General features: G+C 64.6%; 15 protein-coding genes. 11 read left to right on the plus strand and 4 right to left on the minus strand.

Going from position 1 to position 18151, the window contains the following annotated elements; all coding sequences use genetic code 11:
* Positions 1-56 precede the first annotated feature (56 nt).
* The 6 genes from BJG93_RS01765 (at position 57) to BJG93_RS01790 (ending at position 9012) form a co-directional block, all read left to right on the plus strand.
* Positions 57-746, plus strand: coding sequence for a response regulator transcription factor (locus BJG93_RS01765; protein ID WP_027199651.1), 690 nt, complete (start codon positions 57-59; stop codon positions 744-746).
* Between the two features lie 108 nt (positions 747-854).
* Positions 855-1499: a response regulator transcription factor gene (locus BJG93_RS01770; RefSeq protein WP_027199652.1), complete on the plus strand. Its 645-nt coding sequence runs from the start codon at positions 855-857 to the stop codon at positions 1497-1499.
* 203 nt (positions 1500-1702) lie between these two features.
* Entirely contained in the window at positions 1703-2449 is a 747-nt protein-coding gene (aqpZ, locus tag BJG93_RS01775) for an aquaporin Z (RefSeq protein WP_027199653.1), read from the plus strand.
* Positions 2450-2565: 116 nt separating this feature from the next.
* Positions 2566-7032, plus strand: coding sequence for an ATP-binding protein (locus BJG93_RS01780; RefSeq protein ID WP_174566107.1), 4467 nt, complete (start codon positions 2566-2568; stop codon positions 7030-7032).
* Between the two features lie 443 nt (positions 7033-7475).
* Positions 7476-7910 (plus strand): CHRD domain-containing protein, encoded by a 435-nt coding sequence (locus BJG93_RS01785; protein WP_027199655.1) that lies wholly within the window; start codon positions 7476-7478, stop codon positions 7908-7910.
* Positions 7911-8043: 133 nt separating this feature from the next.
* Positions 8044-9012, plus strand: a complete 969-nt coding sequence (locus BJG93_RS01790; protein ID WP_027199656.1) for an alpha/beta hydrolase — start codon at positions 8044-8046, stop codon at positions 9010-9012.
* Here the strand turns inward: BJG93_RS01790 and BJG93_RS01795 are convergent.
* Complete coding sequence (locus tag BJG93_RS01795; RefSeq protein WP_027199657.1) at positions 8979-9818, minus strand: EcsC family protein; 840 nt, start codon at positions 9816-9818, stop codon at positions 8979-8981. The two genes, BJG93_RS01790 and BJG93_RS01795, sit on opposite strands and share 34 nt — an antisense overlap.
* 138 nt (positions 9819-9956) lie before the next feature.
* On the opposite strand from BJG93_RS01795, the gene BJG93_RS01800 reads away from it, so the two are divergent.
* Together BJG93_RS01800 and BJG93_RS01805 are read left to right on the plus strand one after the other, a co-directional pair.
* Positions 9957-11552 (plus strand): MFS transporter, encoded by a 1596-nt coding sequence (locus tag BJG93_RS01800; protein ID WP_027199658.1) that lies wholly within the window; start codon positions 9957-9959, stop codon positions 11550-11552.
* A gap of 29 nt (positions 11553-11581) precedes the next feature.
* Positions 11582-12091, plus strand: a complete 510-nt coding sequence (locus BJG93_RS01805; protein ID WP_027199659.1) for a MarR family winged helix-turn-helix transcriptional regulator — start codon at positions 11582-11584, stop codon at positions 12089-12091.
* 21 nt (positions 12092-12112) lie between these two features.
* Here the strand turns inward: BJG93_RS01805 and BJG93_RS01810 are convergent, their stop codons facing one another.
* Positions 12113-13390, minus strand: a complete 1278-nt coding sequence (locus BJG93_RS01810; protein ID WP_027199660.1) for an amino acid deaminase — start codon at positions 13388-13390, stop codon at positions 12113-12115.
* Between the two features lie 156 nt (positions 13391-13546).
* Between BJG93_RS01810 and BJG93_RS01815 the strand changes: the two genes are divergently transcribed.
* Genes BJG93_RS01815 through BJG93_RS01825 form a run of 3 tightly spaced genes read left to right on the plus strand, consistent with a single transcriptional unit; the run spans position 13547 to position 16330 of the window.
* Positions 13547-14437, plus strand: a complete 891-nt coding sequence (locus BJG93_RS01815) for a MurR/RpiR family transcriptional regulator (RefSeq protein ID WP_027199661.1) — start codon at positions 13547-13549, stop codon at positions 14435-14437.
* Positions 14438-14440: 3 nt separating this feature from the next.
* Complete coding sequence (locus tag BJG93_RS01820; RefSeq protein ID WP_027199662.1) at positions 14441-15922, plus strand: N-acyl-D-amino-acid deacylase family protein; 1482 nt, start codon at positions 14441-14443, stop codon at positions 15920-15922.
* A gap of 21 nt (positions 15923-15943) precedes the next feature.
* Positions 15944-16330, plus strand: a complete 387-nt coding sequence (locus BJG93_RS01825; RefSeq protein ID WP_008923846.1) for a RidA family protein — start codon at positions 15944-15946, stop codon at positions 16328-16330.
* Positions 16331-16422: 92 nt separating this feature from the next.
* On the opposite strand, the gene queF is transcribed toward BJG93_RS01825, so the two are convergent.
* Both queF and BJG93_RS01835 read right to left on the minus strand, forming a co-directional pair.
* Entirely contained in the window at positions 16423-17247 is an 825-nt protein-coding gene (queF, locus tag BJG93_RS01830; protein WP_027199663.1) for an NADPH-dependent 7-cyano-7-deazaguanine reductase QueF, read from the minus strand.
* Positions 17244-18146, minus strand: coding sequence for a 5'-nucleotidase (locus BJG93_RS01835; RefSeq protein WP_027199664.1), 903 nt, complete (start codon positions 18144-18146; stop codon positions 17244-17246). The genes queF and BJG93_RS01835 overlap by 4 nt, the downstream gene beginning before the upstream one ends.
* Positions 18147-18151 lie beyond the last annotated feature (5 nt).

Consider the following 18151-nt stretch of genomic DNA (forward strand, 5'->3'; position numbering starts at 1 on the left):
GCGCCGGTCACACAAAACAAGGTGTCGGAAAATGAAACATCGAGGAGCGCCAGACGATGAACCTCTTGGCTGCATCAGGCACGCCTGTTCGAACGATCATCGCGGACGATCATCCGCTGGTTCTGCTGGCTATAGAAAATCTGATTTGCAATTATCCCAACCTGAAGGTGGTTGGCCGTGCGGCGGACGTCGCCGAACTCTTCATCGAAGTCGATCGCAGTCCTTGCGATCTCGTGCTGATGGACCTTTACATGCCGGGAGGGCACCACGACAACCGGTTCGACGTCGTCAGGCAGTTCAAGGCGCGCTATCCCAACGTGGCGCTCGTCATTCTGACAATGGAAACGGAGGCGGCGACGCTGCGCAAGGTGATATCGCTCGGCGTGGATGGGCTGCTGAGCAAGCGCGATCGCATCGACCTCATTCATGTCGCGGTGGTGATGGCGCTGGCGCGCGAGTGTTATGTCGGTCCCGCGGTGCGCGCCATGCTGACCGACGTCGCGCTGACGCAACGTCTCGACTTCGTGCGCGCCAGGCTGTCTCGCCGCGAGCTCGAGGTTTTTACGCAGTATGCGTCAGGACTTGGCGTCACGGAAATCGCTACGCGGCTCGGACGTAGTGTGAAGACGATCAGCGCGCAGAAGTGCATGGCCATGCGCAAGCTGTCGTTGAATAGCGACGCCGAACTTTTCCGCTTCGCCGTCGAGCATGGAGTAGTACCGGAAACGTGTGGCAACAACCGCTAACTGAGCGGCAACATGCCGCGCAGGGGCGCGGCGAATATATCGGCATAACCGGGGAGACACGTTTCGTGCGGTATGCCGATCGACATCATAAGAAAGTCGCGGGAAACAATGACAAACAAGATTCACGTCGTCGTGGCGGACGATCACGACTCTATTCGTGCGGGCGTCCGATTTTTGCTGCGCGATAAGCCGAATATCGAAATTGTCGGCGAAGCGGCCGACACCTCGGGTCTCGCGAAGCTGCTCGATGCCTGCGCATGCGACGTCGTCGTGTCGGACATTGGCATGCCGGGACTCGACGGAGACACTAGCGCGGTGCCGCTATTGCGTCGGCTGTTACGGCGCATGCCGCATCCGCAGGTGGTCGTGCTGACCATGATCGAGCGTGCGCATATGTTGGCCGGCTTGCGCCATATCGGTGTGACCGGAATCGTCGACAAGCGCGACGCCGTTGGCGGATTGATCGATGCAATCGAAGCCGTTGCGGCCGGGGGGACCCATCTATCGGAGCAGGTTCGGGCCGCACTCGCGGCTGCGGAACCTGCTCCGCCCGGGCGCGGCGGTGCGATGAGCGCGCGCGAGTGGGAGGTGTTCCAACTCTATGTACGAGGCCTCGCGGTGCACGAGATCGCCACGCGCCTGCGACGTAGCGACAAAACCATCAGCACGCAAAAACGCAGCGCGATGCGCAAGCTCGGACTGGAAACAGAAGCCGACCTGATCAACTACGCCAGTCAAATCGGGCTGATATGAGGCCAGTATCAGATTTTTCCGATTGGTGCGGCGTGGGGCGCACTCAATAATCCTGCCCGCCGCCGTTCATCGCGCCTTGCGCCGCAAGTGTCGCAGTGGCTAGTTCGTGATCCGATTAGTGGTGGATCAGGGAAATCCGGTGCAGACCTCGTCGCGCGACGGGGTTCGGCGTCTGTGCCTCGTACTTGACGGATGGGATAGAGATGGTTGCACTAGGCAAGCGATTGTGGAGCGAGAGTGTGGGTACGGCATGGCTGGTGTTCGTCGGCTGCGGCAGTACGGTGCTGGACACTACGGGCGTGCTGCAGGCCAGTGGCGCCATGCAGATGTCGTTGGCATTCGGTCTTGCGCTCGCTACCGGCAGCTATGCCTTCGGCAAGATTTCCGGTGCGCATTTCAATCCCGCCGTTACCGTTGGCCTGGCAGTCGCGCAGCGCTTTCCGGTGCGCGATCTGTTGCCCTATATTGCCGCGCAAATCGCGGGCGCAATCGTCGCTGCGGCGTTGCTCGCCTACCTCGCGAGCGGCCGGCCGGGTTTCGAACTCGCCGCGAGTGAATTCGCGGCGAACGGCTTCGGCGCTCATTCGCCCGCCGACTATCCTTTGCATTCGGCGCTGGTCGTGGAGTTCGTGCTGTCGGTCGTGTTCGTCGGGGCCTGCCTACTGGTCGTCGTTCGAAAAGAGCTGGCAACGATTGCGCCGTTCGTCACCGGTGCATGTCTGATGCTCGTCTACCTCGTGTCCATTCCGGTCACCAATGGAGCGGTCAATCCCGCCCGCTCGACCGCGCAGGCGCTGTTCGTCGGCAACTGGGCGCTGGACCAGTTGTGGCTGTTCTGGGCTGCGCCGTTGGCCGGCGCGATCGCGGCTGGCGTGCTGTTTTCGTTGCTGGGCGGCCGAGCCGATTCGTCCCCCGTGTCGTTAGTGGACGGGCAGGGTGACGTTTCGTGAGCGAAGGAAGGTACTCATCACTTCCGGTCAATGCGAGTTCTCAATGCGAAGCGGCACTAACCTTAGGACTGCGGTGCTTATTGCGGCGTCTGTGGCCGCGCTCGCTGCGCCGTTCAATGATGCATTGGCTCGCACTATGTCTGCTGGCGGCTATGCACGCGGTCTGCATGGCTGCGCCTGCCGACGCTGCGTCAGAGTCGCCCTTAGTCTCCGCGGTGAGATCCGGCTCTGCCGCGTCGTCACACCTTGAATTTCCTGTCAGATTGACCGTCGGCATACTCGAAGGCGGCTGGCCGCCGTTCGACATCCCGCAGACCGGCCGGCTCGCCGGCGTCAGCGGCGACCTGTTGCGCGCGCTCGTGGGGCCGAACGTCGTCATCGAGACAAAGAGCTTTCCCGACATGACCAAACTGGTCGCCGCGGCTTGCGCCGGCGAAGTCGACTTGCTGACGAGCGTAGCGCGCACGCCGGAGCGTGAGCGCTGCCTCCGTTTCACAGTCCCCTACTTCCGCTCGTTCGCTTCGGCTGTCGTGCGTCGCGATGACGCGCGCTATGTCAACGCCTCCGGCCTCGCCGGCGCGCGGATAGCGATCGAGCGTGGTTTTGCTCGCGAGCGTTTGTTGCGCGCTGGTTTCCCGCGCACGAGGATCGTCACGTTCGCGAGCACGCATGAAGCGCTGAACGCGCTACTACGTGGCGATGCCGACCTTTATTTCGGCTTCACGCCGGTCGTGCAATACGAACTGGCGACCGACGCGTATCGCAGCCTGCGCGTCGCGTTCGAGCAGGGCGGCAAGGCGCTCGACCTGCGCTTTGCCGTTTCGCCGCGCCAGCTTGCCTTGCGCGATCAACTGAATCGCGCGCTCGTATCGATGAACCCCGCCGAGGCCGCCGCGATACGCGCGCGCTGGCTGTCGGGCCACTTCAACACGGCGCCCGCGCCGGATGCGCCGCCCTTTACGCTAACGCCGGAAGAAAAGAACTGGCTGCGTGCGCTACCGCCGTTACAGATCGGCTTCGACAGCGACTGGGCGCCGTTCAGCTATGTTGACGCCAACGGTCGCCCGGTCGGTCTGACCGCCGATTACCTCGCGTACCTGAGCAGCACGCTCGGTATCGTGTTCAAGCGCGCGCACACGGCCGACTGGGCCACCACCGTCGAAGCATTCCAGCGCGGCGACCTCGCGATGCTCTCCTCCACATCGAGTCGCAGTGCGCTTCTCGAAGGCGCCGAGCGCAGCCGCGTGTACGCGAGCGATCCGCTGGTGATCGTCGGGCGCAGCGGCGCGCCGCCCCCATGCTCGTTCGACGATATCGCGTCGTGCCGCGTCGTGATGTCGCCGCACGTAGCCGGTTCGGTGCCGCTCGCGTTGCAAGCGGTGCCGGTCGATCACATCGTCGTCGCGGCGAGCCTTGGCGATGCGCTGCGCATGGTCGCGAGCGGCGAGGCTGATGTGCTGGTCGGCAACGCTGCCGCGATCAACGTGCGGTTGCCGCCGCACTACGCCGGCGCGCTTAGGGTAATCGACTCGCTCGGCGAATCCGACGCGTTATATTTCGCTGTGCGCGAGGATCTGAGCCCTCTGGTCAAGCTGATCGATCGCGCGTTGCAAGCGATGCCCGCAGCCGAAAAGCAGCGCATCCGGCGCAAGTGGGTGGCTCCCGCCGCGCCGGAGCACCCGATATGGACCGTGACCGCGGTGCGGTTGCTGCCGGTGCTGATCGGTATCGGCGTCGTGCTGCTGGTCACGTTGCGCGCATACGTGCTGCTGCAACGCGAAGTCCGCCTGCGCAAGCAGACCGAGCGCGAACTTGCGCTGCAACTGAACTTCCAGCAAACGATGATGGAGACGGTGCCATATCCGCTCGTCGCGAAAGGCCTGGATGGGCGGTACATCGCGATCAACGAGGCCTACGAGAAAGCGTGCGGGCTCGAGCGGAAAGACGTGCTCGGGCGTACGACGGCCGCGATCGGCACATGGGGCGACGCAAACAGCCGCGCGCTCGACGACATGACGCGCGAGATCCTGCGCGGCGGCGGCATCGCGAAAGCCGAACTGCAGTTCCATGACGGCGCTGGCGAGTTGCGCCATGGGATTTTCTGGACGAGCGTCTGCGCTGGCAGCGATGGACAGCCGGCGTATGTGCTCGGCACGATGGTCGACGTCACGGACATCCGGCGCGCCGAAATGCGCGCGCGGGAAACCGAACAGCGCCTGTTCGACGTCACGCGCTCGTTGCCGGCCGTCGTGTTCCAGTTGCGGCGATCGCCGACCGGCGCATATTCGTTTCCGTACATCGGCGGGGACACGCGGCATCTGTTCGGCGAGCGTGATGCCTCACATGAGGGGGCGAGGGTCGATTTCCAGCGCGTGTCGGAGCTGGATCGGCCGCACGTGCTCGCCGAACTCGAGCGTTCCGCGAGCTGCGCCACGCCGGTGCATATGGAGTTCCGCCTCGAAAGCGCCGGCCAGCTGAAGTGGGTGCGGGCCGAGCTGGTGCCTCGGCGCGAAGCCGATGGCAGCGCCGTGTGGAGCGGTTATTGGGTAGATGCGAGCATCGAGCGCGCGCGTTCGGAGGAACTCGCGCGAGCACGCGATATGGCCGAGGCAGCCTCGCGCGCGAAGGACAACTTCCTCGCGATGATGAGCCACGAAATCCGCACGCCAATGAACGGCGTGCTGGGTCTCGTCGAAGTGCTCGAGCGCACGCCGCTCAGTACCGATCAGAGCGAAATGCTCGGCATGATCCACGAGTCGGCGGGTGCGCTGCTGCAGATTCTCGATGATTTGCTCGATTATTCGAAGATCGAGGCGGGGCGGCTCACGCTCGAAGCCGAGCCGATCGATCTGCGCGAGCTCGTCGATAACGCGGTCGGCCTGCTCGCGGGGCGCGCCCACGAAAATGGGCTGAGAGTGCGCGTCGACATCGCGGCCGACGTCGCTGCGACGCTGCGCGGCGATAGCGTGCGTCTGCGGCAGATTCTGTTCAACCTACTCGGCAATGCGATCAAATTCACGCCGAAGGGCGAGGTCGGTGTGAGCGTAGCGGTCGTCGAAGATCGCGCGGATTCGCAGATGTTGGAGCTGACCGTGCAGGACACCGGCATCGGCATCGCGCCGGATGTGCAGGCGAGTCTGTTCGAGCCGTTCGTGCAGGCGGAATCGTCCACCACGCGGCGCTTCGGCGGCACGGGTCTTGGGCTGACGATCTGCCGCAAGCTGATCGATCTGATGGACGGCACGCTCGCGCTGCGCAGCGAACCCGGCCACGGCACGAGCATGATCGTGCGGGTTACGATGCCGATCGTCGCGCAGCGCTACTCGGTCAACGGTCTGCGCGGCAAACTCGGTGTGGTGATTACGCGCGATCCGCGCATCAGTCGAGCCCTCGCACACTTCGCAGAGGCGCTCGGGCTCGAATTGTGCAGCCTCGCGCCGGTTGCTGCGACGCTGGGCAGAAGCGCTGCGCTGAACCGCGCCGATCTTCTGTTCGTCGGCGAGGACGTCACCTTGCCCGTACATATCGGCGCGAATGCGCGCGTCGTCACGCTGACCGAAAATCCGAAGCCCACGGGTTACAGCATCCTCGACGACAAGGTGCGCTTGAGCATCAATCCGATTTCGTGGCGCGGGCTCGGCGCCGCATGCGCGGCCGCGATGACGGGGCTGCCGCCGATGGCGCCGATGACATCGCGCGCGGTAGGCGCGCCGTTCACGACCGATGGCGTCGCGACGCCGCCGGATCGCGATCGCGCAATCGCTAGCGGGCGGCTGATTCTTGTCGCGGAGGATCATCCAGTCAATCAGGAACTGATGCGCCATCAGCTCGCGCTGCTGGGTTTCGCGTGCGACGTCGCGAACGACGGCGCCGAAGCGCTTGCCGCGCTGGGGCGCACGACCTATGGCTGCCTGATCACCGACTGTCACATGCCGAACCTGTCGGGCTACGAACTGGCCCGCCGTATCCGCGAGGGCGAGACACTGCGCGGCGGCGTGCAGCGCCTGCCGATACTCGGCATCACGGCCAATACCGCGCCCGACGACCTAAGTCTTTGCCGCGACGCCGGCATGGACGACAGTCTGATCAAGCCGACCCGGCTCGCCACGTTGCGCGACTATCTGAGCCGTTGGTTTGACACCGACGGTGAGCGGTGCGCCGCGCCGGCGGAAACATCCGGTCGCGATTCGTCTGCACGAGCCGGCGAGCGGCCGGCCACGCAGCGTCTCGGTCCGGAACCGTTCGTGCCGGTCGAACTCGCACACATGACGCAGTTATGGGGAAGCGAGTCGACGGTCAAGGCGTTGCTCGGTTCATTCGTCTCGTCGATGCGCGACGACATCAGGGCGCTTGAGACGTTACTCGAACGCGCGGATGTGCGGCGGGTGCACGAGTGGCTGCATCGGGTGACGGGAGCGGCGAGCGTACTGCAGTATCCGCCGCTCGTACAGTTACTCGAAGCGTACCGTCGCGACATGGTTGCGAAGTCGCCCGAGCAGTTGCGTGACGAGGGCCAGGTGCTAATCCGCCAATGCGAGGCGATGCTCGATGGCATCGAGCGACAGGCGCAATTGCTCACTTAACCAGCGGCGCGACGTGACCTCGCGCAAATACGCGAGCGATTCAAATGCCCGACCACAGTCGAGACGAAAAAAAACGCGGCCGAAGCCGCGTTAAAGATTTGGAGACATCCTTCGATGAAGGAGTCACTTCTCGCAGGCAGAAGCATACCAGGAACGACGTGATTTATTCATTACAAAACGCGCAATTAACTTTTCGATTAAATCGATTGAAACGGTTTCGCATTCCGCATTCACCTGCATTTCAAGACATCTGACGAACGCTTGTGCGCGTTGGGACTTGTGCCATTAGGCCTTGCGTTTGAATCACATTCCGGCTCGAGCCAACTCGGCCTCGCTAGCTACCATCCCAACCCCGCCGGCTCCGAGCGATTTGCACTAGTATGTGGAAGCTCCGCACGGCCGACACTGGTGCCGCGGCGGCGCGTCAATGTCCGGAGAAGACCATGATTTCGCTGCGAAAATTGAATCTGACCGTGGTGTTGTGGGCGCTTGCGTCGGGCGCTGCATTTGCAGATACGGTTGCACTAAAGGCGGATCTAGAGCCGTCGAGCGAAGTGCCGCCGCGTGTGAGTCACGGGCACGGCATGCTGAATGCGACCTTCGACACGTCCACCCAATCGCTGCAGTGGACCATTAGTTACGAAGGCTTGAGCGGTCCGGCCACCGCCGCGCATTTCCATGGTCCGGCGCCGGTCGGCCAGAACGCGAAGGTCCAGGTGCCGATCGAGAAGAAGGCGCTCGCGAGCCCAATCAAAGGCACGACGAAGCTGTCCGAGCAGCAGGTCACCGATCTGATGGCGGGGCAGTGGTACTTCAATATTCATACCGCGCAGAATCCGACGGGCGAAATTCGCGGGCAGGTGTTGCCGGCGAACTAGGCGGGGCACTCGCCGGAGCCGGCCACGCGTGCCGCGGTCCACTATCACCGCCACGCGGTTGGAGCCCGGCATCCAACGGCACTCCCGTCAACGCACTTACCATGACGGGACTTCAACGACGGAGCATGTCCCGATGAGCTGGCAAAGAGCGCTCGCGTGCTGGTACTTGCGTAGGCAGTTCCGGCCCGAAACCCTCAAACCGTTTATCGACGTCGAACGGGCGCGCGCGCTGACCTCGAAGCGCGTCTGGTCGCCGCGCGTGCCTCGCGGCTGGCATCTGCGCGAAACGTATGGCGTGAGCGACGCGCCGCTCGTCGGCGAATGGCTGGAGCGGGTGCACGGCGGCACGGCCGGCGGCGCGGAGCCCACGATACTGTTTTGCCACGGTGGCGGCTATTACTTCTGCTCGCCGCGCACGCATCGGTCGCTGACGTTTGCTCTCGCGACGCGCGCGGGCGCGCGGCTCTTTTCCCTCGACTACCGCCTTGCGCCCGAGCATCGCTTCCCGGCCGCGCTCGACGACGCCACCGCAGCTTATCGACAGTTGCTCGCGATCGGCATCCCGCCGAGCTCGATCGTGATCGCCGGCGACTCGGCCGGTGGCGGTCTCGCGCTCGCCACGCTGGTCGCGCTGCGCGACGCCGGCGCGCCGATGCCCGCCGGCGGCCTGCTGTTTTCGCCGTGGACCGATCTCGCGACGACCGGCGCGAGCCTGCGTACCAACGACAGCGTCGATCCGATGTTCTGCGGCGCCTCGATCGAGCGCGCGGCCAAGGTCTATCTCGGCGACGCACCGGCCACGCATCCGTACGCTTCGCCGGTCTACGCGGACTTGCGCGGTCTGCCGCCGCTGTTCGTCCAGGTGGGCAGCACCGAGGTGCTGCTCGACGACGCGCGCCGCGTCGCGGGCAACGCGCACGCGGCGGGTGTCGATTGCGAATGCGAGGTGTGGAAAAACGTGCCGCACGTCTGGCCGATCTTCGCGCCGTTCATGCCGGAGGCGAACCGCGCGCTCGACCATGCGGCCACGTTCGTGCGACGCGCGACGAGCCGCGCCGCGAATAGGGCTCAGCTGTCGAGTGTGACATCGAGCGTCCGATAGACGGCTTCGATCGTTTGCTGGCCGTATTGCCGTTCGAGCCGCCGCACGGTGAAATGCCCGTGCGCGACCTGCTGGAAGTGATCGATAAACACGGTGTTGACCATCGCGCCGAGCACCGCGCCGATCGCCGGAATCGACTTGGCCGCGATCTGTTCGCTGACCTGCACCGAAAAGCGCGCGGCGATCGCGTTGAGCAGCCGCAGCAGCGCCGCCGAGCCGTGTGCCGTGAAGCCCTTGCTGGCCACTTCGGACGACGCCTTCGACACCGCCTGCGCTAGCGCGCCACGCATGAAGAAGTAGCCGAGGTCGGCGTCGTCGTCCTCGCTCGATGTGCCGCCCATGCCGAGCACGGTCAGGCATTGCAGTTGCGTCTCGACCGAGCTCAGGTCCTCGCCCTCGCTGCGCGCGATATCGCAGATCGAGCGGAACATCAGCGTGGTCGTGACCGGCAGTTCGACCGGCAGCGCGACCAACCCGAATGCACCGCCGGCCGCGCCGGTCGTCGCGACCGCGAATTTGTGCAGCAGATTGCTCGGCTTGTCGGGCGCGAGCAGCTTTGCGTCGTCGCGCCGGCCAAGCGTGCGCAGCGCGATCGACAAACATTTGCGCAACGCGGCCTGAGTCGCATCGGACACCTTTGCATTGGCGAAGGCCGGGATGCGCGACAGCAGCTTCTCGATCGGCGCGCCGACGACGCTCGCGAGCTTCATCGCGAGCGCCGGGCTTTCGAGCTGGTGTTTCGCGCGTCGCAGCGCGGTGAGATCCTGTTCCGATAAGGATGGTGCTGCGAGCGAACTCGGCTGCATGAGCCTCCCTGGCAATGTCGTGTCGTGGGTACGTCGAGCCAGTCTACCGCGTTGCAAGACGTGTTCCGTCCCGCTTGGAGCATCGCGCCGTGGTAAGATTCCGAATCTTTTGACACGTCAACTGTTGCCAGATCAAAAATGGCTGTCCATACCGCCGCCCATCATTCGAGTGGGCAAGTTCTACCGTTCCGCGAATCTCTGCTGGCCATGCTCGGCATTTCGTTCGTCACGATGCTGGTCGCGCTCGACCAGACCGTGGTGGGTACCGCGCTGCCCACCATCGTGTCCGAACTCCGAGGCTTCGAGCTATATGCGTGGGTCGCCACGTCGTACCTGCTGACTTCGGTCATCACCGTGCCGATCTTTGGGCGGCTCGGCGATTACTACGGGCGCAAGCCATTTGTGATTGTGTCGATCGTCGTGTTCACCGGCGCGTCGGTGCTGTGCGGCGCCGCCAACGACATGATGAATCTGGTGCTCGCGCGCAGCTTGCAAGGCATCGGCGGCGGCATGCTGGTCGGCACCGCTTTCGCGTGCATTCCCGATCTGTTCCCCGATTCCGTCGTGCGGCTGCGCTGGCAGGTGCTGATGAGTTCGGCATTCGGCATCGCGAACGCAGTCGGGCCGTCGCTCGGCGGTTTTCTGACGCAGTACTACGGCTGGCGTTCGGTGTTCTACGTGAATCTGCCGGTCGGGCTGCTGTCGCTGTTTTTCGTGTGGCGTTTCCTGCCGCATCTGCGGCACGTCGAGCATACCGGCAAGATGCGCCTCGACTGGCCCGGTGCACTGCTGATCGCGATCGCGCTCGGCTCGTTGCAGCTGTTCGTCGAATTGCTGCCGAAGCACGGCATCACGCTGAGCGCGTTCGCGCTGCTCGGGCTCGCCGTCGCGTCGGCCATCTCGCTGTGGAAATGGGAACAGCGCTGCCCGACCGCCATCCTGCCTGTCGACATGTTCCGCAACCGCAGTCTCGCCGCGCTGTTCACGCTGGCCGTGCTAGGCGGTTTCACGATGTTCTCTCTGCTGTTCTACGCACCGCTGCTGTTTCAGGGCGGCTTCGGCATGTCGCCGAAGGAGGCGGGCATCGTGATCACGCCCCTCGTCGTGTTCATCACGATCGGCAGTATCGCGAACGGGCGCGTCGTGTCGCGGGTGAAGAATCCGAACCTGATGCTGTACATCGGCTTTGCGATGGTCGCGCTGTCATGCCTTGGCGTCGTCGTCGCGACCCGTTCGATGCAGCAATGGGTGCTGATGTCGTTCATGGTCGTCGGCGGCCTCGGGCTCGGCTTCGTGATGCCGAACCTGACGATCTTCGCGCAGCAGACCGCGGGCCGCGAACATCTCGGCATCGCGACCGCGCTGCTGCAGTCGCTACGGATGATCGGTGGCATGATCGGCACGGCGTTGACCGGCACGCTCGTGACCCACATGTACAAAAGCGGCGTGCGCAGTGCGCTCGAAGGTGCGGGCGCATCGCACTGGTTCGCCGATCTCGGCGATCCGCAGATCCTGATCAACCGCGATGCGCAGACCACGCTCGTCAACCAGTTGACGCACGCCGGCCACAATGGCGCGATGTTGCTCGAAAGCGCGCGCGAGGCGCTGGTCGCGGCGATTCATCTGGGTCTCGCGCTGGCCGCGGTGATCGCCGTCGTGTCGGTGTGGCAAACCCGCCGTGTGCCGCCGGTCAAGCTGCAGCGCAAGCTCGAGCCGGTGATTCACGCAGACTGATTGTGGACTTGGCGTTGAACAGGCAGATTATGGAAGAACAGGACCGCGTCGCCATCATGCAGCAATTCGGCCGCACCTATCGGACGTTCATGTCGGCATTCGAGGCCCAGGTGGGTCATCCGTTGCCACGCTGGCGCATTCTGCTCGCGCTGCATGAACAGGCCGGCGAATCGTCGCAGAAGCGGCTCGTCGAGCGGTTGCGCGTCGATCCGGGCGCGTTGACGCGGCAATTGAAGGCGCTCGAAGGCATGGGCTGGATCGCGCGCAGCATGGATACGCGCGATAACCGCGTGACCAACGTGCGCCTGACCGAAGCGGGCCGCGCCGCGACCGAAGCGAGCCTGCCGCGTCGCAATGCGTTTTTGCACGACACGATGGCCGGCTTGCCGGATGAGGCGCTCGGGGCGTTGTCGAGCGCGTTGAAACTGCTGGAGACGCGCATCGGCGAAGTGACGGGCAACGCCGGCGCCGGGAGCGTGGCCGCCGTGGCGGCGCAACAGGCCACTGGTGACGAGGCGACGCAACGCGCGCTTCCATGAGCGCGGCGCAATCCAGGCCAATCAGAAAAACGTCTCGATCACTTCCTTCACGCGATACTGCGGATCGACGACCAGCACCTGCTTCCACTTGTCGAATGTCAGGCACGGATGCGAGATGTCGAACGCGATCATGTCGCCCACTTTCAGATCGGCGCCAGCGGGAATCCGCAGGTACGCGTGCTGATCCATCAGGCCGAAGATTTCCCAGCCCTCGCTCGCGGCGATGTCGCGCGGCGCTGGCTGGCCCGGACGATAGTGGCGCGCGGGCTCCGGCATGCCCGCGTCGAACGCGGAGTCGCGCTTGCCGAGGCCGATGATCGCGCGATCCGGCTCGGGAATCGACTGCACGTACGCCCACAACTGCAGCGCCGGCAGCAGCCCTTCGCCCATTTTCTTCGCGACCGGATTGCGCTTGAAGATGTCGGTCTGCGCCTTGCGATAGATGCCGACGTCGTGCGTCAGATAACAGCCCGGGCGCAGCACGACCTCGACCTTGCCGGTTTGCGTCGCCTGCGCGAACTCTTCGGCGACCACGTCGTACCATGCCGAGCCCGCGCCCGATAGCACCGCCGGCGAGCGCGCGAAACGCCCTTGTTCGACCAGTTCGCGCGTGACCGCGACCGCGCCTTGCAGGAACGCGCGGACCTCGGCTTCTTCCTTCAGCACGCCTTCGTACAGCTCGACGCCCGCGAGCTTGAGCACGTCCGGATAGCGCGCGATCGCGTCGAGCACGGCGTTGCGCTGCGCTTCATCGCGCACGCCGGTGCGCCCGCCCGGCACGCCGAGTTCGAGCAGCACCTGCAGCGGCTTCTTCACCGACGTGAAGAATTCGCCGAGCTGCTCGACGCCTTCGACCGAATCGACGAGGCAGAAGAATTCGAAATCGGCATCGCTGAGCAATTCGGCGATCATCATCATGTTGCGGCGGCCGACCAGTTGGTTCGCCATCAGGATGCGCGACACTCCGCCGTGGTACGCGGCGCGCACCTGATGAGCGGTGGCGAGCGTGATGCCCCATGCGCCGGTTTCGAGCTGACGGCGAAACAGCTGCGGCGCCATCGTGGTCTTACCGTGGGGCGCGAGCTTGACGCCGTACTCGGCGACGAACGCCTGCATCCATTTCAGGTTGTGCTCGACGCGATCCGCGTACAGCACAGCGGCCGGCAGGCTGACGTCTTCGGCGAGCAGATTCCACTCGAGGCGCGCGGCGTCCGTCAGTTGGATGCTCGTGCCCGGAACCATGCCCAAGCCCTTGCTATAAGGATCAATCGTCGCGCCCTGATAGTTTGTAACTTTCATGTCTCCGTGCTCCATCGTCCGGTTAAATTCAGTCAGATTTGACTTTATCATGTTACCGAAAGTACGATGTCTGAAGGAATGTTATTTAGTACCATGGGTTTCGAAGGCCGCCGGACAAGGCCGCGAAAGCCGTGCCGCGAAACCCCACCCTCCGCCATGAACCGTAGCGCCGAACCGCTCGCTTTCGACATCGTCGCGCGCATCGCCGAATGCGCGCCGGAGTTGCGTTCGGCCGAACGCAAAGTCGCCGCGCTGATCCTGGACGATCTGACCGGCGCGTCGCGCGCGAGCATCGGCGCGCTCGCGCAGCAGGCCGAGGTCAGCATCGCGACCGTGACGCGCTTCGCGAAAGCGGTGGGCTGCCGCGACGTGCGCGAGCTGAAGCTGCGGCTCGCGCAGGCGGCCGCGGTCGGTCAGCGTTTTCTCGAGCGCGACGCAGCAAGCGACGCACCCGAGCCGATCGCCACGCGCGTCTTCGACGAGCTGCAAACCGCGCTCGCGCACAATCATCAACTGCTGCGCCAGGCGCCGTTCGCGGAAGCGGCCGCCGCGCTGCGCAATGCGCGCATGATCTACGTATTCGGCATGGGCGGCGGCTCCACCGCGCTCGCCGACGAAATGCGCTTCAGGCTCGTGCGCCTCGGCCGCCCGGTCGCGACCTATCAGGACGGGCTGTTGCAGCGCATGGTGGCGAGCACGGTGTCGCGGGAGTGCGTGGTGATCGCGCTGTCTACGACCGGTCGTGTGCCCGAGATGGTCGAGAACTGCAAAATAGCCCGCAGCTACGGCGCCAAGGTGGTCGCGCTGACCGCCCCCGCGTCGCCTTTGGCGAAGCTCGCCGACTGGCTGATCCCGATCGTCGCGTTCGAAACCGATTTCATTTACAAGCCGTCGTCATCCCGTTACGCGCTGATGATGGCGCTCGATGTGCTCGTCACCGAACTTGCCGTCAGTCAGGGCGACGAGAGCCGCGAATTGCTGCGCCGCATGAAGCACGCGCTCGACGCGCACCGCGGCGGCGGCGATCGACAACCGTTAGGAGATTGATCCATGCACTCGCATCCCGAAGCCGCCGATACGCTGATCGTCGGCGCGCAACTGTATGACGGCACGGGCGCGCCGCCCGTCGAGCGCGACGTGGCGATTCGCGACGGGCGCATCGCCGCGATCGGCAATCTGTCGAACTGGCTCGCCGAAGAGGTGATCGAGGCCGACGGGCGCGCGCTCGCGCCGGGCTTCATCGACGTGCACACGCACGACGACACGCACGTGATCCGCTCGCCGCAGATGCTGCCCAAGATCACCCAGGGCGTGACGACGGTGATCGTCGGCAATTGCGGCATCAGCGCGTCGCCGGTGTCACTGAAGGGCGATCCGCCCGATCCGATGAACCTGCTCGGCGAGCGCGACGCGTTCCAGTACCCGACCTTCGCCGACTATGTGAACGCGGTGAACGCCGCGCGGCCGGCGGTGAACGTCGGCGCGCTGATCGGGCACACGGCGTTGCGCAATAACCAGATGGACCGGCTCGATCGCGCGGCGACTGCACACGAAATCGAAGGCATGTGCGCGCAGCTCGAGGAAGCGCTCGCGCACGGCGCGCTCGGTCTCAGCTCGGGGCTCGCGTACGGTTCGGCGTTTGCCGCACCGACCGAGGAAGTGATGGCGCTCGCCGAGCCGCTCGCCGCCGCGGGCGCGCTGTACACGACCCACATGCGCACCGAGTTCGATGCGATTCTCGACGCGATGGACGAGGCCTATCGCGTCGGCCGTCATGCGCGCGTGCCGGTCGTGATCTCGCATCTGAAGTGCGCGGGGCCGTCGAACTGGGGACGCAGCATCGAGGTGCTGAAGTCGCTCGAAGGCGCTCGCGGCGCGCAACCAGTCGGTTGCGACTGCTACCCGTACAACCGCAGCTCGTCGACACTCGACCTGAAGCAGGTGACGGGCGACATCGACATCACGATCACGTGGTCCGAGCCGCATCCGGAAATGGCGGGCAAGCTGATCAAGGAAATCGCGGCCGAATGGGGCGTCTCGCAGCAGGAGGCGGGCAAGCGCCTGCAGCCGGCCGGCGCGGTCTATCACAACATGTCCGAAGACGACGTGCGACGCATCCTGTCGCATCCGGCGACGATGGTCGGCTCGGACGGGCTGCCGAACGATCCGCTGCCGCATCCGAGGCTGTGGGGTGCGTTTCCGCGCGTGCTCGGGCACTACGCGCGCGATGCCGCGTTGCTGCCGCTCGAGGAAGCGGTGCGCAAGATGACGGGCCTGTCCGCGCGCCGCTTCGGACTCGCGCAACGCGGCGAAGTGCATATCGGCTATCACGCCGATCTGGTGCTGTTCGATCCGGCGAAAGTCCACGACGTGGCAACGTTCGACAAGCCGCAGCAGCCCGCTGCCGGCATCGACGCGGTTTGGGTCAACGGCGTGCTGTCGTATCGCGACGGCGCGGTGACGGGCGAACGGGCCGGCCGGTTCGTCTCGCGCGGCGCGCCGTCGAAGGGCGATGCGCAGGGCGCGTTTTAATTTTTTCTAAGGAGTGTGACGATGAAGCGATATGGCGTGGAAGGCGGAAAGGGAACGGGCGGTCAGGTCATGCCGTTCGCGCGTGCAGTCGAAGCGGACGGCTGGTTGTTCGTGTCGGGCCAGACGCCGATGGAAAACGGCGAAGTGATCAACGGCGGCATCGTCGAGCAATCGCACAAGGCGATCCAGAACGTGTTCGCGATCCTGAAGGAAGCGGGCTATGGCGCCGAGCACGTGGTGCGCTGTGGCGTGTGGCTCGACGATCCGCGCGACTTCGCGTCGTTCAACAAGGTATTTCGCGAGTATTTTGGCGAGAATCCGCCGGCGCGCGCGTGCGTGGTGTCGTCGATGGTGATCGACTGCAAGGTCGAGGTGGACTGCGTCGCTTATAAGAAGCCGGCGGCCTGATTGCTTTGATGGCTTTCATGTGACGAGGGCGCCGCAGGCCGTGATGGCCTGCGGCGCCCTCGTCGCGTTCACCACTGTTTTTTGTGCTGCGGTTATTGCCGCGCAAGCCGCATGTTGTCCGGCATCGGCAGGTTGTAGTTGGTGCGGAACGGATTGATATCGAGCCCGCCGCGGCGCGTGTAGCGCGCGTACACCGCGAGCTTCAGCGGTTTGCACATCTTCATGATGTCGACGAAGATCCGCTCGACGCATTGCTCGTGAAAGCCGGTGTGATTGCGGTACGAGATGATGTAGCGCAACAGGCCCGCGTGATCGATCTGCGGGCCGGCGTAGTGGATCTGCACGCTGCCCCAGTCCGGCTGACCGGTCACCGGGCAGTTCGACTTCAGCAGGTTCGAGAACAGCGTTTCCTCGATCGGCGCTTCGTCGTGCGCCGCGCCGAGCAGCGACGCGTCCGGCTGATAGACGTTTGCCTCGAGTTCGAGCCGGTCGAGCGACAGGCCGTCGAATTCTTCCATTTTCAGCTTGCCGAATTCGTGCGGTGTGCTCAGATGTACCGACACCGTCGCGCCGCACGACGCGGAAACGTCGCGCTTGATCGTGTCGCGCACGCTCTCGGTCGATTCGAAAGCCGTCTGCGCGAACGAGCCCAGATACAGCTTGAACGATTTCGACTCGACGATGTTCGGCGAGTCGGCCGGCACGAAGAACGTCGCGACCGCGATCTGCGGCTTGCCGCGCGCGTTCAGCCACGACAGTTCGTAGGCGTTCCAGATATCGGTGCCGAAAAACGGCAGTCGCGCGCTGATGCCGATCGCCTCGCGGGCGTGGCTGCGCGCGATCGGAAACAGCAGCGTCGGATCGTATTGTTCGGTGTAAGTCGAGGACTTGCCGAGCGGAGATTGTTCGGGTGTCATGATGCGTTCACGATGCCACTGAGCACGTGCCCGGTCGCCGTGACGAGGCGGGCCGATTCGCAGTGGCCGATCTGGTCGTCGAAGAAAAAGTCGGGCTCGAACTCGCGCAAAAATGCGCTCTTGTCGAGGCCGCCGAGGAACATCGCTTCGTCGATTTCGATGTTCCATGCCATCAGCGTGCGGATCGCGCGCTCGTGCGCGGGCGCCGAGCGCGCGGTGACCAGCGCCGTGCGAATGCGCATCGGCGCGGCCGCGTCCGCGAGTTTTTGCAGCCGGTGCAATGCTTCGAGCAGCGGCTTGAGCGGACCGTCCGCGAGCGGTAGATGCTTGTTGTCGATCTCGTGACCGACGAAGGCACGCAGGCCGTCGGTCTGGAAGATGCGTTCCGCTTCGTCGGAAAACAAGACTGCGTCGCCGTCGAACGCAATGCGGATTTCGTCCGGGTACTTGCTCGCCATTTTCGCCGATTCCGGCAATACGCGTGCGGCCGGGAAGCCGGCGGCGAGCGCGTCGCGCACGTCCTGCTGATTCGCCGACAGAAACAGCGACGCGTTCAGCGGCTTCAGATAACCGAACGGCGCGCGGCCGCGCGTGAACACGCCGCGCTCGATCGCGAGGCCGTGTTCGCGGCACGAATGAAACGCGCGCAGACCGCTGATCGGATCGCTGCGCGACAGAATCACCACTTCGACGCGATGACCGCCGGCGTTCAGCGCGAGCAGCTTGCGGATCAGCGCGAACGCGACGCCCGGTTTCGCGGGCACGTTCAGGCGCTCGCGCTGCAATGTTTCATAGGCCTTCAGGTCGCCCGCCTCGTAGACGCGGTTTTCTTCCTCGAAGTCGAACAGCGCGCGCGACGAGATTGCGACCACCAGTTTGTCGACAAGCGAAAGCGCCATCGGTA

The organism is Paraburkholderia sprentiae WSM5005 (assembly GCF_001865575.2).
Classification (GTDB): domain Bacteria; phylum Pseudomonadota; class Gammaproteobacteria; order Burkholderiales; family Burkholderiaceae; genus Paraburkholderia; species Paraburkholderia sprentiae.

What these genes read in the sequence shown, in the direction of transcription:
- BJG93_RS01815 (WP_027199661.1), top strand. Translation starts at nt 13,547, where the DNA reads ATGAACCGTAGCGCCGAACCGCTCGCTTTCGACATCGTCGCGCGCATC.
- queF (WP_027199663.1), bottom strand. Translation starts at nt 17,247, where the DNA reads ATGACACCCGAACAATCTCCGCTCGGCAAGTCCTCGACTTACACCGAA.
- BJG93_RS01810 (WP_027199660.1), bottom strand. Translation starts at nt 13,390, where the DNA reads ATGAAAGTTACAAACTATCAGGGCGCGACGATTGATCCTTATAGCAAG.
- BJG93_RS01795 (WP_027199657.1), bottom strand. Translation starts at nt 9,818, where the DNA reads ATGCAGCCGAGTTCGCTCGCAGCACCATCCTTATCGGAACAGGATCTC.
- BJG93_RS01835 (WP_027199664.1), bottom strand. Translation starts at nt 18,146, where the DNA reads ATGGCGCTTTCGCTTGTCGACAAACTGGTGGTCGCAATCTCGTCGCGC.
- BJG93_RS01805 (WP_027199659.1), top strand. Translation starts at nt 11,582, where the DNA reads ATGGAAGAACAGGACCGCGTCGCCATCATGCAGCAATTCGGCCGCACC.
- BJG93_RS01770 (WP_027199652.1), top strand. Translation starts at nt 855, where the DNA reads ATGACAAACAAGATTCACGTCGTCGTGGCGGACGATCACGACTCTATT.
- BJG93_RS01780 (WP_174566107.1), top strand. Translation starts at nt 2,566, where the DNA reads ATGATGCATTGGCTCGCACTATGTCTGCTGGCGGCTATGCACGCGGTC.
- BJG93_RS01765 (WP_027199651.1), top strand. Translation starts at nt 57, where the DNA reads ATGAACCTCTTGGCTGCATCAGGCACGCCTGTTCGAACGATCATCGCG.
- aqpZ (WP_027199653.1), top strand. Translation starts at nt 1,703, where the DNA reads ATGGTTGCACTAGGCAAGCGATTGTGGAGCGAGAGTGTGGGTACGGCA.
- BJG93_RS01800 (WP_027199658.1), top strand. Translation starts at nt 9,957, where the DNA reads ATGGCTGTCCATACCGCCGCCCATCATTCGAGTGGGCAAGTTCTACCG.
- BJG93_RS01825 (WP_008923846.1), top strand. Translation starts at nt 15,944, where the DNA reads ATGAAGCGATATGGCGTGGAAGGCGGAAAGGGAACGGGCGGTCAGGTC.
- BJG93_RS01820 (WP_027199662.1), top strand. Translation starts at nt 14,441, where the DNA reads ATGCACTCGCATCCCGAAGCCGCCGATACGCTGATCGTCGGCGCGCAA.
- BJG93_RS01790 (WP_027199656.1), top strand. Translation starts at nt 8,044, where the DNA reads ATGAGCTGGCAAAGAGCGCTCGCGTGCTGGTACTTGCGTAGGCAGTTC.
- BJG93_RS01785 (WP_027199655.1), top strand. Translation starts at nt 7,476, where the DNA reads ATGATTTCGCTGCGAAAATTGAATCTGACCGTGGTGTTGTGGGCGCTT.